The organism is Salipiger abyssi, from assembly GCF_001975705.1.
Classification (GTDB): domain Bacteria; phylum Pseudomonadota; class Alphaproteobacteria; order Rhodobacterales; family Rhodobacteraceae; genus Salipiger; species Salipiger abyssi.
In genome coordinates this window covers 1,908,878-1,924,520 of the sequence record NZ_CP015093.1, presented here as the reverse complement: position 1 = coordinate 1,924,520, position 15,643 = coordinate 1,908,878, and the positions used below count along the sequence as shown (strand labels likewise).

At 64.5% G+C, this 15,643-nt stretch carries 15 protein-coding genes; 4 read left to right on the top strand and 11 right to left on the bottom strand.

Annotated elements, in window-relative coordinates; genetic code table 11:
* The first annotated feature begins 31 nt into the window (after positions 1–31).
* On the top strand, positions 32–1,729 hold the full coding sequence (locus tag Ga0080574_RS12820; RefSeq protein ID WP_083716836.1) for a glycosyl hydrolase: 1,698 nt from the start codon (positions 32–34) through the stop codon (positions 1,727–1,729).
* 17 nt (positions 1,730–1,746) lie between these two features.
* Here Ga0080574_RS12820 and Ga0080574_RS25900 read toward each other — a convergent pair whose 3' ends face one another.
* Entirely contained in the window at positions 1,747–2,451 is a 705-nt protein-coding gene (locus tag Ga0080574_RS25900; protein WP_156876355.1) for a calcium-binding protein, read from the bottom strand.
* Between the two features lie 289 nt (positions 2,452–2,740).
* On the opposite strand from Ga0080574_RS25900, the gene Ga0080574_RS12810 reads away from it, so the two are divergent.
* Entirely contained in the window at positions 2,741–4,018 is a 1,278-nt protein-coding gene (locus tag Ga0080574_RS12810) for a glycosyltransferase family 4 protein (protein ID WP_237219373.1), read from the top strand.
* Here the strand turns inward: Ga0080574_RS12810 and Ga0080574_RS12805 are convergent.
* From Ga0080574_RS12805 to Ga0080574_RS12765, 9 genes are all read right to left on the bottom strand, one after another.
* Positions 3,976–5,187, bottom strand: coding sequence for a polysaccharide pyruvyl transferase family protein (locus Ga0080574_RS12805; protein ID WP_076699721.1), 1,212 nt, complete (start codon positions 5,185–5,187; stop codon positions 3,976–3,978). The genes Ga0080574_RS12810 and Ga0080574_RS12805 overlap by 43 nt on opposite strands.
* A gap of 194 nt (positions 5,188–5,381) precedes the next feature.
* Positions 5,382–6,626, bottom strand: coding sequence for a polysaccharide biosynthesis/export family protein (locus Ga0080574_RS12800; RefSeq protein WP_076699716.1), 1,245 nt, complete (start codon positions 6,624–6,626; stop codon positions 5,382–5,384).
* A 177-nt stretch (positions 6,627–6,803) separates the two neighbouring features.
* Positions 6,804–7,484, bottom strand: a complete 681-nt coding sequence (locus Ga0080574_RS12795) for a sugar transferase (protein WP_076699713.1) — start codon at positions 7,482–7,484, stop codon at positions 6,804–6,806.
* Between the two features lie 563 nt (positions 7,485–8,047).
* Positions 8,048–8,500, bottom strand: coding sequence for a cyanase (gene cynS / locus Ga0080574_RS12790; protein ID WP_076705928.1), 453 nt, complete (start codon positions 8,498–8,500; stop codon positions 8,048–8,050).
* Positions 8,501–8,586: 86 nt separating this feature from the next.
* Positions 8,587–9,690 carry an acyl-CoA dehydrogenase family protein gene (locus Ga0080574_RS12785; protein ID WP_083716833.1) on the bottom strand — a complete coding sequence of 368 codons (1,104 nt, stop codon included), beginning with the start codon at positions 9,688–9,690 and terminating at the stop codon, positions 8,587–8,589.
* An 83-nt stretch (positions 9,691–9,773) separates the two neighbouring features.
* Positions 9,774–10,310, bottom strand: coding sequence for an OsmC family protein (locus tag Ga0080574_RS12780; RefSeq protein WP_076699707.1), 537 nt, complete (start codon positions 10,308–10,310; stop codon positions 9,774–9,776).
* Between the two features lie 37 nt (positions 10,311–10,347).
* Positions 10,348–11,160: an ABC transporter permease gene (locus Ga0080574_RS12775; protein ID WP_076705926.1), complete on the bottom strand. Its 813-nt coding sequence runs from the start codon at positions 11,158–11,160 to the stop codon at positions 10,348–10,350.
* Positions 11,161–11,165: 5 nt separating this feature from the next.
* Positions 11,166–12,443 carry an ABC transporter substrate-binding protein gene (locus tag Ga0080574_RS12770; RefSeq protein WP_076699704.1) on the bottom strand — a complete coding sequence of 426 codons (1,278 nt, stop codon included), beginning with the start codon at positions 12,441–12,443 and terminating at the stop codon, positions 11,166–11,168.
* 13 nt (positions 12,444–12,456) lie between these two features.
* Positions 12,457–13,317, bottom strand: a complete 861-nt coding sequence (locus Ga0080574_RS12765; RefSeq protein ID WP_076699701.1) for an ABC transporter ATP-binding protein — start codon at positions 13,315–13,317, stop codon at positions 12,457–12,459.
* Positions 13,318–13,672: 355 nt separating this feature from the next.
* On the opposite strand from Ga0080574_RS12765, the gene Ga0080574_RS12760 reads away from it, so the two are divergent.
* Together Ga0080574_RS12760 and Ga0080574_RS12755 are read left to right on the top strand one after the other, a co-directional pair.
* Positions 13,673–14,251 carry a TetR/AcrR family transcriptional regulator gene (locus tag Ga0080574_RS12760; protein ID WP_076699698.1) on the top strand — a complete coding sequence of 193 codons (579 nt, stop codon included), beginning with the start codon at positions 13,673–13,675 and terminating at the stop codon, positions 14,249–14,251.
* A gap of 72 nt (positions 14,252–14,323) precedes the next feature.
* Entirely contained in the window at positions 14,324–14,623 is a 300-nt protein-coding gene (locus Ga0080574_RS12755) for a hypothetical protein (RefSeq protein WP_076699695.1), read from the top strand.
* Positions 14,624–14,634: 11 nt separating this feature from the next.
* On the opposite strand, the gene Ga0080574_RS12750 is transcribed toward Ga0080574_RS12755, so the two are convergent.
* Positions 14,635–15,582 (bottom strand): GlxA family transcriptional regulator, encoded by a 948-nt coding sequence (locus Ga0080574_RS12750; protein ID WP_076699692.1) that lies wholly within the window; start codon positions 15,580–15,582, stop codon positions 14,635–14,637.
* Positions 15,583–15,643: the final 61 nt, after the last annotated feature.

The window sequence follows — 15,643 nt, the reverse complement described above, 5'->3', positions numbered from 1 at the left end:
CGGACCATCACGGACGGCTGAGGGGTTCCAGATGATCCACGACCACGCCTTGTTCCGCGTCTTGCGACGGGCCCTCGCGCCGGCTCTGGCCATTGTGCTGTCGATGCAGGGCGCTACCGCAGAGCCCGTCGGGCCCGCACTCGGCGCCGCCTCCAACCTGTCGCAGGGCCGGGCGAAGAACGATATCGGCCTTGCCCGCGCGTTGGGCGTGACCGATTTCCGTGACGGCATGGCCTGGGCCCGGGCCGAGAAACGGCCCGGGCAGTACCGGTTCGACGAGGCCCGGACGCGATTTCCCGACGAAATCGCCCAGGCCGGCGCGCATGTTTCCGTCGTTCTGAACTGGGGGAATCCGATCTTTGACGGCGGGAACACCCCGACCAGCCCCGAGGCGGTCGCCGCCTTCGGCGCCTTTGCCGCCGAGCTGATCACCCGCTTTCCCGTTATCGACAGCCTTGAGATCGGCAACGAATTCAACGGGGTGAATTTTGTCCGCGGTCCGATCAAACAGATGACTCCGCTGGAGCGCGCGCGCGCCTATGTGCCGCTGCTCGAAAGCGCGGCCAAGGCGGCGCGCGCCGCCAGGCCCGATATCCGGATCTCGGGCGGCGCCACCCACTCGCTTCCGGTCGCCTATCTCTGGGAAATCCTCGACGCAGGCGGCGCCGCGTATATGGATGCGCTCGCGATCCACCCCTACACAACGCCCGCGGAACAGTTCACCCGGCAGATCGCGGTTCTGCGCCGGCATCCCGAGGCCGCCGGACTTCCAATTGAGATCACCGAGTTCGCCCATGCCGATCCGGCGCGCGCTGCCGGGCATTTCCTGCGCAACTACTGCCAGTTCGCTCTGGGCGGTGTCAGCCGCGCGGTCTGGTATCCGATGAATCTGCGCGGCGAAAAACATGTGCCGCTCTATACGCCGATGGGGCGGATCACCCCGGCGGGCCGCGCCTTTCGGCTGATTGCAGAACATATGGAGGGGCAGCCGGTCGCCGATGCCGCACCGGACGACCCCTTTGCCTATGGCTGCCGGTTCGGCGATAGCGTGCTGGTCCTCTGGGGCGCCCCGCGCGAGGTTGTGCCGGACGAGGGCGTCACCGTTCTCGACGCCGAGGGCAACACCGTCACCGGGCCCCTCGGCCTGTCTGAAACCGAGCCGCTTGTCTTCGTCGCGGCACAGGGCGGCATTGGCAACCGGGTCACGATGGGCAAGAGCGCCCTGATTGCGGACAGTTACCATCAATTCGCCTATCCGGAAGGCGATGAAGCCCTGGCCAAAGGCGACGGGTTCGCCCGGTTCGCCCGGCGAGGCAATCGCGACATCTCCCTGCACACGCTACCCGGACAGGAAGCGCGCGGGACACCGTGGTTTCCCTATCGCGGCAATCCCGATTTCGGCCCGATCCGCCTCACCGCCGAGATGCTGCTGCCCGGCGGACGCGGCGACAGCCCGGTAGACATCGTCCATCGTTACACCGCGCCCGAGGACCAGACGGTGTCTCTCTCCGCCCGCTTCGCCGTGACCGATCGAAGCGACGACGGCATCGCCGTCACGATTACAAAAAACGGTGCGCCGCTTTTCGAGAACAGCGGAAAGACCCCGATAGAGGCCGATCTGGTGGATTTGGCCCTTTCAGCGGGCGACCATCTCGATATCGCGGTCGGCCCGAACGGCAATCGCAAAAGCGACCTGACCGAATACCGCATCCGGCTGACCCGCCCTTAGCCAAGCCGGCGACCAAATCAGACGGTGACGCCGTAGTCCGTGAGGGATGCCACATCACCCGCATCGGCATCGGTCACAAGCACCTCGGTCACACCGTCAACCAGGATTTCCACATCGGCACCGTTCTGGGCAAAGCTGACATCGGCGGCTGCTTCGTTCAGGAACAGGATCGTATCGGCGTCCGCATCGAAATCCATAATGGTATCGACCAGCCCGTCACCAATCGCGCTGGCCCGGAACTCAAAGCGATCTTCACCCGCGCCGCCCGACAGGAAATCGAGTCCCGCGTCGCCGCTGATCACATCGTTGCCCCTGCCGCCGTCAAGCGTGTCGCTGCCCAACCCGCCATAAAGCGTGTCGTCGCCATCGTTGCCGTAGATGAGGTCGTCATCGCGATTGCCGAACAGAAGGTCGTCGAATTCGCCGCCCTTCATGGTGTCGTCACCTTCATTGCCAGCGATAATGGCAGCATATCCTTCCGGCACCTTGATCAGGTTGCTACCGGCGTCGGCATTGTATTGCTGCGTGCCGAGCGGCTCGTTCTCCTCGCAGCCATGCCCCCAGCCATGGCCACGGCCGTGGTGGTGATGACCAGCGCCGTGTCCATGATGATGCCCCGGCGCGTCATGAGATCTGCCCGGACCATGGTCGCCAAACGGCCCGCTCCCCCAAAATGGCGTATCCCCGAACCAGCCGGACAATTTTATGAATCTAAAGAACATCCCATTCCCCTAAAACCCACGATACAGCGTCACGATTGTGCCACAATTGGCGGAGAATTTTCTGGAAATGGTGGATTTATCCCAAAAATGGCAGCCAATAGAAAACAATCACTGACACTGTTTCGGAATAACCGCCCAAAAACGGCCATTAATCAATTCAGGGAAAAACAGGCTCACCACGAGTCAATTTAAACGAGATTCACATCTGCCTTTCGATTAAGCGATTCGCCTGACGACAAAACCGGCTTCCGGGTTGCGACTTGCATTGATACCGGGCGGACCGTATGCCTTGAAAGACAACGCTGCGACGCAGCAACGGGGGCGCAACGCCATGAAGACCGTCATCGTCAACGACGCCAGCATTGCGCGCGGCGGCGCTACCGGGCTTTCTCTGTTGCAGGCCCGCATGCTGCGCGATCGGGGCATCGACACGGTATTCGCCGCAGCCGATCGCGGTGGCAATGAGGATCTCGCGGCGCTGGGCGTTCGGATCTACACCGCCGGCAGCGATCCGCTGATGAAGGCGCCACCCCATGTCGCCGCGACGCGCGGGCTCTACAACAGCGCGGTCAAGGCGATGCTGGAGGATGTCATCGCTCGCGAAGACGGACCCGATACCGTCTATCATGTGCATTCCTGGTCGAAGACGCTGACGCCGGCAGTGTTCGCCGCGCTCTCGACGGTGGCGCCGCGCGTCTTTATCCATGCCCACGATTTCTTTCTCGCCTGCCCCAATGGCGGTTTCATGGACTATCAGGCCATGCGGCCTTGCGCCCGCCTGCCGCTTTCAGCCTCCTGCCTGACGACCCATTGTGACAAACGCAGCTATGCCCAGAAGATGTGGCGCGTTTCACGCCAGCTCGTTCTGCGGCGCGCCCTGCCGCGCCGGGCGCCTTGGGCGGGAATCCTGATGATTCATCCCGCCATGGCGCCACGGCTTTCCGCATCGGGATATCCGGACGAGCGGCTGATACCGCTGCGCAACCCGGCCAGCACGCTCTCCGAAACACGCATCGCGGCAGAGCAGAACCGCAGGTTCCTGTTCATCGGTCGGGTCGAGGCGGAAAAAGGTGTCGAGGAGCTGATTGCCGCAGCGGCGGCGGCCGATGTGCCGCTCACCGTTGTCGGCGAAGGCCCGCTGCGCGAGCCGCTGGCGGCGCGCTATCCGGGCATTCGCTTTACCGGCTGGCTGGAGCGGGACGCGATCCTGCGCGAGGCCCGGACCGCACGCGCCCTGGTGATGCCGTCGCGCTATCCCGAACCGTTCGGCCTCGTGGCGGCGGAAGCCTCGCTCTCCGGCCTGCCCGTGATCCTTTCCGAAAGCGCGCTTCTAGCGGACGAAATCGACAGCGGAGGCATCGGCTGGGCCTGCGACACCCGCAACCCCGAGGCCTTTTCAGGGCTTTTGAAACGGGTCGCCGCCCTGCCGGACGCGCAGCTCGCCGAGATGAGCCGACTCGGCCACGCGGGCACGGCGGGGCTGTCGATGACACCCGACGCCTGGATCGACGCACAGCTGGCGCTTTATGCCCGCGCGACCGGAGCGCGCCCGGCCAGCGTCGCATAAAGCCTGCTGACATCGGCGCGCGCCTCCGCGAGCACCTGGGCATGCCGGGCGGGATCGACCCCCTCCTGTGCCGCCGTCAAGGCCCTGTCCGCAGCCGCTTCTGCCGAAAGATCCGACGGATCGGCGAGCCAGTCAGCGCGATCCACCGAGTCCATGAACGCATCGAGCTTGTCGTCCCAGCTGAGCGCGAGTGCCGGCACCGCGTGGGAATAGGCCGCGATAACCGCATGCATCCGATAGGCGACAATCGCGTCGCAGCCTCCGACAATTGCCGACAGATCCGCAGGCACCTGTGGCCGGGCCATTTCGACCCCCATAGCACCCAGTTGCGGCGCCAGCGCATTCGCGGTCGCCACATCCTCCGGCGCGCCGTTGGTGAAGGCGACGACCCGCGCGCCACGCGCCAGCAGCGCCCGCGCCAGATCGACATACCAGCGCATCAGCTCGTCGCTGCCGATGCGGGCCTCGGCGTGGTAGCGTATCGCGACATGGCTCATCAGCCCGAGCCCAATGCGCGGCCCCTCGCCCGCCGTTTTCTGCACCGGCCCGTAGAGATCGCACGCCATCAGCCCCGGATCGCGCACCACCACCGCGTCGCAGCCGGCCTCCGACGCAAACCGCGAGTCCCAGCGCGCCTTCGATGCCGCATCGCGCAGGAACACCGCGGCGGGCGCGTGCTCCGCGATGGCCCGGCGCAGGCGGCGGTCACCCTCGCGGGTCCAGTGCCCGGCCATGCCGCAGGCATAAAACGCCGCCGGCAGATCCCCTGCCCGGGCACAGCGCAGCGCCAGGGCCAGCTTCGTGGGAAAATTCAGATCCTGATCCGACAACAGATTGCCGCCACCGATCGCGACGGCCTGCGCTCCGCTCAGTCCGGTTTCGTAATGCGGTTGCCATTTCCGCCGGCTCTGCACCGCCAGCGGCAGCCTCACGGCCAACTGACGCAGCGGTCCCGGCAGCGCGTCCAGCACCGTCATGACCGTGCCACGCCCCGCCATGCTTTCCCCATAGGCGCCCCGCGCCGCGAGATCGACCGACCATGTCCCCTCGCGATCCGCCCCGTGGCCGACCAGGGCCGCTTCGAGACATTCCGACAGCAAGCCGTCGCCCAGATTGGGACTGTATTTGACGTTCATGCAGCGGATGGCCGGGCTCTGCTCGCGCACCATGTCAGGCCTCTCCGCTTGCCGGCGGGCAGCAAACAGAGCCGCCGGCATTCCGGGCGGGATTGCATCCTGCGCAGACCCCGACACTGCCCGTGAGACAATCAAGAATGCCGGTCATCGCATGCGCCGGCGGCGTGAGGCTCCGCAACGGGGTCTCCTTCGTCGTACCGCAGCCCGCAAGCGCCGGGTCCGCGATGTCAGTTCGCGGCGGCACCAACCGGCTCGAGCACCACAAACAGCGTGTCGCCGGGCAGCAACCGGGTCTGCGGGGTGATTTGCGTCAGGTTTTCGCGACCCTCGCGCAGGCTCTGGATCTGGAAACGGGTCTCGATGGCATCCGAAAACAGCAGCGTGCCCATATTGCCACCCGTCAACAGCGCCAGCTGCTCCAGCCCTTGGGCATAGCGCAATTGCGCCTCGTCCAGACCGATCCTGACCTCCTGCAAGGCCGCCAGCGCATCGCTGCGCCGACTCGACAGGAATTGAGACCTGGCGCGCCTGGCATCGGAAATCGCCTGGGCGGCACGGATCTGCGCGGATTCCAACTCCAGCGCCCGCGCCCTTGCATCGGCGTCGCGCTGCTCCACCGTCGAAAGCCGTGAGGCGGTCTGCAATCCGCGGTCGCGCAGATCCTGGGCCGTGTCGAGATCCGCAGCCACGCTCGCCACGATCTCGTTCTGCACCTCGATCCGCTGATCGAACAGCGCCTGCTGCGTTTCGATGGAGGAGATCTCCTCCTCCCAGAACCCGAGCAGCTCTTCTCCGCGCTCAATCGCGTTGGTCAGCAACTCCGCTTCGGCGCTGGTCAGCGCATCGAGATCGACCGCGCCGGGCGCCGGGATCACCGAGCGCAGGCTCTCCGACAGAACATAGTCCGACGACCCTTCAATCAGCGCCTCGAACCGCGCCACACGGGCCACGGAGGCGGCGATCTGGAGATTCAGCCGCTTCAGCGAGCCCTCGACCTCGGTGCGCGCCCGGTCGATCTCGAAACGGCTGACCCCGGCGGCCTGGCTGCCGCCGGACAGTGCCAGTGCCGCGCTCACGGTCATTCCGGGGATATAGGAAAAGCTTCCGGGCCGCGTGACATCGCCGGCGACGATGATCGGAGCATAGCTCTCCACCGCGAGCGAGACCCGCGCATTGATGTAAAGGCCGGCCTCTTCGACGCTTTCCGCGATCCGCGTTTCCGCCTCGTCCAGAGTCAGCCCGGTGACCGTCAGGCCACCCAGCTCCGAAAGCCGGATTTGGCCGTCGATATCGATCGGGATCTCTTCGGTCAGCCCCTGGGCCACAAAGCCCACGGTCAGGCGATCCCCGGCCACGAGGCGATAGGGTTCGGCGCTGGCGACCGTCATCGCGGCCACCGAAATCATCAGAGACAAGATCAGAGCGGCCAGCACCTGTCTTGCGATACCCAGCCCAGCACCCGATGCCGTCATCACGCTTCTTCCGTCCTGTCTTTGCCGCCTCTGTCGGCGGACTGATAGCCCGCAAAACACCGTCGCGGACAGACCGGGCGGATAGGCCGCCCGCGTCGCGTTGTCATTCCGGAAGACCGCTCAGCCTTCCCGTGCCACCCGCCGGCCACGAACGCCCGGCGGGTGATGGGCGCCGTCTCAGCACCCGGTACGGTTCAGCACGGCGCCGACGGTCTGGAGGAGAATACGAACATCCGACACGAGCGAAAGCTCCCGGAAGTAATTCGCATCAAGCTGGACCCGCTCGTCATAGCTGACCTCGTTGCGGCCCGAGACCTGCCAGAGCCCGGTGATCCCCGGACGCATGGACTGGTAAATCCACTTGTGACCGCCGTAGCGCTCCAGCTCCGGCGCGGTCACCGGACGCGGTCCGATAAGGCTCATTTCGCCCTTCAGAACGTTCCAGATCTGCGGCAGCTCGTCGAGCGAGCTCTTGCGCAGGAACGCACCCAGGCGGGTGACACGCGGGTCATTGCGCAACTTGCGGTCGCTTTCCCACTCGGCGCGTGCCTGCGGGTCATTGGCCAACAAATGCTCCAGCCGCTCCTTCGCGTCCGGCACCATGGTGCGGATCTTCCAGCAGCGGAACACCTGCCCGTTGCGCCCGACCCGGTGGTGTCCGAAAAAGCCCGGCCCGCCCTCAAGACGGACCGCCACATAGAGCAGGGCGATCACCGGCACGAGAATCGGCAGCATCAGCGCCGCGAGGAACAAATCGAACGGTCGCTTTGCGAAACCGTGATAGAAGCGCTCACTCTTGACGCCGGCGGCGATCTCGTAGGGTTCTAGATTGGTCGAATTCGTCGAAGTATCTGACATGACGATATCCCAATTACTTAACATCCAAACTTCGACTGCTCGTAGGGACCGGCAGGTTTATCCTGCCCTGAAATCTTTTTGAAATGGCCCGCACAAACAGAAGCGCGACGTCTTACCCTCACCTTACAGGGCGATGAGCATCCAGACACAGCCATTAATAAAATCCAGCTTCCTCCAAAGATTGACTGGCTCTTAAAATTAATCGTTACCTTTCAGAAGCTTCTATTGAAACTCCCAGCTTACCCCGGCATGATTGAACCGGAAAATTTCTGCGGCGTAGCATAATTCTAATTCAGGTCGTACCGCCCTGCGCAAAGTTTAGTCAAATGTGAAACACAACTTTGCGACAATCCAGAAGATTTCGCCATTCTTGTGCCACATTTTCGGTCATTATCTTTTCGCCGAACCGACAGAACTCAACCCCAGATAGAATCACCGGGTGATTCTGCGGTGCGGCATGCCCTGTGTGGCCCTCAGATTAACTCTGGGTGCCCACTCTGCGCGCAGGGATTCGCGCTCCGCTACAAGAGACAGGGGCGGCCCGCGCCGCCCCGTATCGTGGCTCAGTACATTTTGTAGGGAAGGAACTTGCCATCGAGCACGATCTTTACCCGATCGCCCTTGGGGTCTTCGGTACGCGAGATGTCCATGGTGAAGTCGATGGCCGACATGATGCCGTCGCCGAACTCCTCCTCGATCAGCGCCTTCATGGTGGTGCCATAGACATTCACCACCTCATACAGGCGGTAGATCAGCGGATCGGTGGGCACCGCACTGGGCAGCGACCCGCGATATGGCACGGTCATCAACAGCGCGGTTTCCTCGTCCGAGAAGTTCAGCCCCATGGCGTTGCCGGCCTTCTCGATCTGCTCCTTGGTGAGCGAGATCTGACCCATCAATGCGGCGGTCGTCCATTCCTTCGACTGGCCGACAGCAGCGGCCACATCGGCCCATTTGATGTCGTTGAAGGTCTTGTGCGCGACGATTTTCTCGGTCAGCTCGGCACGGGTGGTCATTGCGATGGTCTCCATTCAGGTTGTTGATAGATCACGAATGCCGGCTGCGCCCTCCCGGCGCATGACCCGGCGGGTGCGCGCACATCTCAGCCGAGTTCGGCCAGCATCTTGCGCAGGTGCTTGGTCGCCGGTGTCACGATGGCCACGAAATAGGCTTCGCGCAGGCGCCGCTGCGCCGCGCCCTGGCTGACATAGCCGCGCGCGCCGCAATGCAGCATGGCATAATGCGCCGCCTCGACGGACAGCTCGCCACCGGTCAGACGGGCCTGTAGCACCCGCCTCCAGTAGTCGGGGCCGTCGTCATACGGCGTTTTCGCAAGCGCCAGCACCTCGGCCACAAGCGCGTCATACGCTTGCCGGAAATCGGCAGGCTGCTTGTCGAGATACCTGTTTACATGGCCCAGCGGCTTCTCGACCTGCTCCATCAGCTCGATGGCGCTCTTGATCATGCCCGCAGCCATGCCGCATTGCATCAGCACAAAGCCGCCGCGGATACGCTTGATAAAGGCGGGCGCCGGGTCGCCGATGACCTGCTCGTCGGGGATAAAGACGTCGCGGAACTGCACGTTGACGGTCGCCGTGCCGCCCATGGCAACGAAATCGTGGTCGAGCTTCAGCTTCACGCCCTTGGCCTCGTCAGCCTCGGCGATGGCCATCACGGTCTTGGCCGTATCGCCCTCCTCGACCGAGAACATCACGCCGAAATAGCCGCCTTCCGACAGGTTCGAGACCCAGGGCAGCAGGCCCTTGACCTGATAGCCGCCCTCGACCCGCTTGCCCTTGAGGCGCAGGGGCTCGATCTCGGCGATGGATTTCATCGGGTTCGACATGCCGGTGCCACCGAGGATCTCCCCCCTGGCCACGCCGGGAAGGATGTTGGCTTTCAACCAGTCATTGCCCGAAGAGGCGATGTACCAGGCCAGCGCATCCTGGCACCACATGCAGAAACCGGTCGAAAGGCAGGTTTCCGAGGCTTTGGCCATGGCGAGGATCGCCTCAGACAGATCGGTCGCCGCGTCGCTGCCGCCCAGATGCGTGCCGTAGGCGCCGGCCGCACCCATGGCGCGCATGATCTCTTCGGGATAGATCCGCTCTTCGTCGATCTTGCGGGCGATGGGCGCGAGTTCGGATTTGGAAATCCGTTCGATGGCCTCGAAATCGACCACGTTCAGGGGGGTCGCGATGTTCATGTCGGGGGCTCCTGGGGCGGGCATGGCGGGACGGGTGGGAAAGGCCGCCCCCGCGCCGCGCGGGGCGGGGGCGGAAAAGCGGGTCAGACCGCCTCGGCGACCATGTTCACGGGCCGCGAGAAGGTATTGAACACCGGCGACCACTGGATCACATGAGCGATCAGCGCGTCGATTTCTTCCTGCGGGCAGTCGGCCTTCATATCGACCTTGATGCGCACATCGGTGAAGCCCACCGGCTTTTCCGACACATCGCCCGTGCCCCACACGGCGGTAATGTTCAGATCGCCCTCGAGTGCCAGCTCCAGCGACTGGATGGTGATGCCGCGGGCGATGGCATTGGCGTGCAGGCCGACGGCAACACAGGAGCCCAGCGCGGCCAGCGAGGCCTCGGACGGATTCGGCGCAGTGTCGTCGCCCAGCAGCCCCGGCGGCTCATCGACGATATAGGGTTCCAGATCGCGGATATAGTTGGCGTGACGGAAGCGGCCCTCGGCAACGGTCTTGCATTTGAGTGTCTTGACGGCATTGGGGTTGGCCTTGCCCTGCTCGATCAGGCCGTCGAGCCCGGTCTTGTCGATCGGCGCAAGGCAGCCGGTCAGAGCGGTTGCGGGTTCAGACATGGTTTCCTCCTTCTTGGAATATCGTCTGGTTGCGAGATCAGTGCGCGCTGTCGCGCACCCAGTTGAATCGTTTGATGAGAGCCGCGCAGGCATAGTCGAGGGCGAAACCGATCACTCCGATCACCACCACAACGGCGGCCAGGCGCGAGTAATCGAGCGTGTCGCGGGCATCGTTGATCGCGTAGCCGAGGCCCGAGGTGACGCCGAGATATTCGGCGGGCACCAGCACCACCCATGCCACACCCAGCGCCAGCCGGATGCCGGTGAGCACATCGACCGCGATGGCAGGCAGGATCACCACGAAAAGCATGTGGAACGGATTGGCGCCCAGGTTGCGCGCAACCTTCAGCCAGCTCGGATCGATGCGGCGCACGCCGGCGGCGGTACTGAACAGGATCGGCCAGATCGCCGCCACACCGATCAGAAAGATGATCGCGCCGTCCCAGGTCTCGTAGACCATGACCGCGATGGGCATCCAGCTCAGCGGAGAGATCATCCGCAGGAACTGGAACGGCACATTGGTCAGCTCGCGCAGCCACGCGATACGACCGATGGCGATCCCCACCGGCACCCCGATGGCGCAGGCGATCACCAGCCCCGCGCCGACACGGTAGAGCGACGGGCCGGACATCCCCAACACCTCACCCGAGCGCAGGATATCCCAGAGCGCCGCCAGCGTCGGCGCCGGCGCGAAATCGGCAAAGGCGAACATGTCGGGATCGTTCGCCACCGCCCAGCCGCCCAGCCACCACAGCGCCAGCAGGCCCGCAATACCCAGCAGCCCGAAGGCGAGACCGCGCAGGCGGGTAAGCTTCGGCAGCGCAAGCCGCACGCTCGGAGTGTCCGCCATCGAGGTCACAGCTTCAGCACCTCTTCACGCACGAACGGGTCGCCGCCGGTATCGACCGATGGGTCGTTCTGCCATTCGGGGTATTTCTGAAGCGCCGCTTTCACGTAGTCATAATTCACCAGATCCTGCGCCACGAACTCGGGATCGAGCCCGCTGAGGAAGGTGGCGTCGCCCGAAACCACGGTCTGGTTCATCTCTTCGACGATCAGCTTGGTTGCCGAAGGATAGGGCCAGGGCTGGAAGTCGATGCGGCCGTTCTTGTATTCGGCCTCGTTCTTGATCGCGCCGGTTTCCAGATAGGTGCTGTCATCGGCGTAAAGCGTCATCGCACGCTTCACCACCGGCGCGGGTGCCGGCAGATAGCCCTCGCCATCCTTCGACAGCAGCTCGGCGACCTCTTCCTTGTTCTGGCTGGCATAGACCGAGGCGCGAACCACCGCGTTCATCACCTTCTGCGTCCATTCCGGCTTGGCCGTGGTGACCTGCTCGTTCATGCAGACCACGCAGCAGGGGTGGTTCTTCCAGATGTCGCCGGTGAAGCGCAGCATCCGCGCGCCCGCTTTCAGCTCGCCCAGCGCGTTGAAGGGTTCGGCCACGATATAGGCGTCGATCTTGCGCGCGGCGAGCGCCGGAGGCATTTCCGGCGGCGGCAGAACCTGAAGGTTGCATTCGTCGGCAGCTAGCGGCTCGCCCTGCGCCTTGATCACCGGCTTGATGCCATTGGCGCGCAGCGCGTATTGCAGCACGATATTGTGCATCGAATACCAGAACGGCACCGCGACCTGCTTGCCGCCAAGGCCCGCGAAATCCTCGACATCCGTGTGGCGACCGACCACCAGCGCCGAGCCGTTGGTATGCGCCCAGGCCATGACCTTGACCGGAAAATCGTTGTTGTAGCGCATCCAGACCGGGATCGGCTTGAGGAAATGCACGAGGTTGAACTTGCCCGCGACGAACGCCTCGATCAGCGGCGACCAGCCACGGATCAGCGTCGGGCGCTCGGCCTCGAGCCCCTCGTCCGCGTAGAACCCCTTGGCATGGGCGACGAGCAGCGGCGTGGCATCGGTGATCGGCAGATAACCGATGCGCACCACGTCATCCTCCTGCGCCATGGCCGGCATCGGCAGACCGCCGGTCAGCGCCCCCATCATCGCGGCCAGCCCGCCGCCGGCCAGCATGTCCAGCGTCATGCGGCGACCACGGTCAAAGCCCTCATCGGTCCCGTCATGGCCGCAGCAGGCGGCGTGCAGATCGTGCTGCGCGTGTTTCTTGCAATCGGTCATCCGTTCCTCGCTGTCAGTATTTTTCGTTGTCGTCGCTGGCATCCGCAGGGTCGCCATGGGCGACGCGGGTATAGAGATCCATCAGGCGCATATGCTCGGCATTGAACCGGTCGCAGCCGCCTTCGCGCTGCACCTCGTCCAGCGCCACACCGGTGTCCTCGGCAATGCGTCCAGGATTGGCGTCGAGCACAAGCACGCGGTCGGCCATGCGCACCGCCTCGGACACGTCATGCGTGACGATCACCAGCGTCAGTCCGAGATCGCGCGCGATGGCGCGGACATCGCGCTGGAGCGACCGGCGGGTAAAGGCATCGAGCGCCGAGAACGGCTCGTCGAGCAGCAGCACCTCGGGATTGGTCGCCAGCGAGCGGGCCAGGGCGACACGCTGTTGCTGGCCACCGGACAGCTCCTGCACATTGCGACCGGCAAAGCTCTTGAGGTCGACCAGGTCCAGCACCTCGGGCACGCGGCGCGCGATCTCGTGGCCCCGCCGCGAAAACCGCAGTCCGAGTGCCGCGTTCTGCGCCACGGTCATCCAAGGATAGAGCGATGGCGCCTGAAACATCATGACCCATTTCGGCGAGGGCTCGGTGACGGTGTTGCCGTTGATCACGACCTCGCCGCCGCTCGGCATGGCCAGCCCCGAGAGCATGTGCAAAAGCGTCGACTTGCCACAGCCCGAACGCCCGAGAAGCGCGAGAACATCGCCGGGCCGCACGTCGAAACTGATGTCGTCCAGCACCAGCCCGTCGCTCTTTCTATAGGCGTGACTCAGCCCCATGACGGCGAGATGCGCCCCGCGCGGGGCGGTTTTGCGGATCTCGGCCCCGGCCTTCGTGGCGGCGGATGTCGCGATGGCGGCGTGCGAAGTCATATCAGCGTTTCACTCCGAAACAAGACGAACAGGTCTGTCTACATTTCGGTGACGAATACCGATTCTCGTCAAGCCTTCCGCCCGACAAACCAGAGAGATTTATTCCCGGCCTACATTTTGAGCGCTATTTTTAGCTGATAATCTGCATTTTCATCGCAACTTCGCCGGCCTTTGCGCCGAAAGGCCAAATTGATGCGACTCTGCATCAGGCCTCGCAAAGATGAACGAATCTGTCTCCTTTACTTGCCTCGGAGCCCAACTCCTGCAATAGTTGCGCGGGTCAGTCGCCAGGATTTTTCTCATGCTAAAGACCGTCGATCCAGCATGCCCCACCCCGCCGACCGGGACGTGGAGCATGTCGCAGTCGGAACCTCACAGCGCCCGCGACCGCATTCTCGTTGCCGCCTCGACGCTGTTCTGCCGCCATGGCTTTTCCTCCACCGGGGTCGACACGGTGATCGAGCGGGCCGGCACCGCCAAGGCGACGCTCTACAAGCATTTCGCATCGAAACAGGATCTGATCGAGGCCGTCCTGGAAGCCGAGGGCGCGGCCTGGCGCTCCTGGTTCTTTGGCAAGCTGGCCAGGATTCAGGCGCCGGCGGACAAGCGCATGCTGGCGGTATTCGACGTGCTCGAGGAGTGGTTCGCCGATCCGGGCTTTTACGGCTGTCCCTTCATCAACGCGGTGGCGGAGTTCGAAACCGGCAATGACGCGGTGCGGCAGGCGGCGGAAAAGCACAAGGCGCATCTGATGACCTGGCTGACCGCTCAGGCGATCGAGCTGGAGCTGCCCGACGTCAAGGAAGTCGCGCGCTCCTTTGCGGTACTGATCGACGGTGCCATCGTCGCCGCGCAGCACACACGCGACCCCAGCTTTGCCCGCACCGCGCGGGTTCTGGCCGAGCAGCTTCTGGACAGAACAATCCCGCACTAGCGGCCGCGCCTTTGAACGAGTGCCGAAATCCTGCTATTCTTGGCCCACAGACCTGTTTCTGCGGAGGAGAAGATGCAGTCTGAACTGAAAACGCGGCGGCGCCTGCTGCGGCTGACCTATCGCCGGTATCTGGAGGCCGACAGGGCCTGGACGCTGGCACTCGGCGAGATGACCCGGTGGTTTCCCGCATCCGCCCGCCCCTACCGTGCCTCGATGGGCAATCCCGGCTCGCGCATCCGGCAGCTCTATGAAAACCGCGCACGCGCGATCCTGCAACTCCAGGCGGCGCGCGACAAGCTGGAGGTCGCCAAGCGGCGTCTGGCAGAGCGGCAGAGGCGGAGCACCGCGAGGGTCGTCTTTCTGACCTGCTGAGGCGCGCCCCTTCAGAGCCCGGCGTCGCGCGCCTGTCGCGGCGCCTCGTCATAGCGCTGCCGATAGGCCTCGGAAAACGCGGCCTGGGTGGCAAAGCCGGTCATCTGGGCGATCTCGCCGATGCGGATGCGCGAGGTGCGCAGCAGCTCCCGCGCAGTGCCGAGGCGGATATCGCGATAGGCGCGGATCACCGACATCCCCACCGCGCCCGCGAACTGGCGCTGTAGCTGGCGCGGCGAGAGCCCGACCAGCGCCGCGATCTGCCCCAGCTCCAACGGATCGGCGATATGCGATTCCATCAGCTCCAGCGCCTCGGACACCGCGCGCGGCAAGGGGCCATAGCGCGCCGCGATGCTCGCCTGCTGCGGCGCCTCGGCGACGCGGATCTCGGTCTGGATGAACCAGTCGCTGATCCGCCGGGCAAAGCCTGCGCCATGCTCGGCAGAGATCATCGCATGCATCATGTCGAGCGGCGCCGTGCCACCGGCGCAGGTATAGCGGTCGCGGTCGATCACATAGAGCCTGCGCTCCAGCGCGAAACCGTCGGACATGGCGCGCAGCTCGTCCAGATGGTGCCAGTGCACGGTGAAACGGCGGTTGTCCATCAGCCCCGCCCGCGCCAGCACCGCCGAGCCGCCCGAGATCCCGCCGAGCGTCACGCCCAGCCGGTCCATCCGCCGCAGCCAGGCATAGAGCGCCCGGTCGCGGATGCGCAGCGGCTCGCCTCCCGCCACGACAAAGACCATGTCGAAATCGCTGCCCGCCGCCTCCAGCGCGCGGGTCTCGATCGCCGCCGGTAACGAAGAGCGCACCGGCCCGCCGGCGACCGAAAGCGGCAGGATCTCGTAGAGCGGTCGGTCGGAGAACAGGTTGGCCGCGCGCAGCGGCTCCATCGCGGCGGCGGTGCTCATCATCGCATAGCCCTCGACAAGGCAGAACCCGATCCGGCGCGCAGCCATGGCGTGACCCTTTTTCGAAAATTTACGTCTCTTGTACGAAAGATATGCGCGATGACGCCCT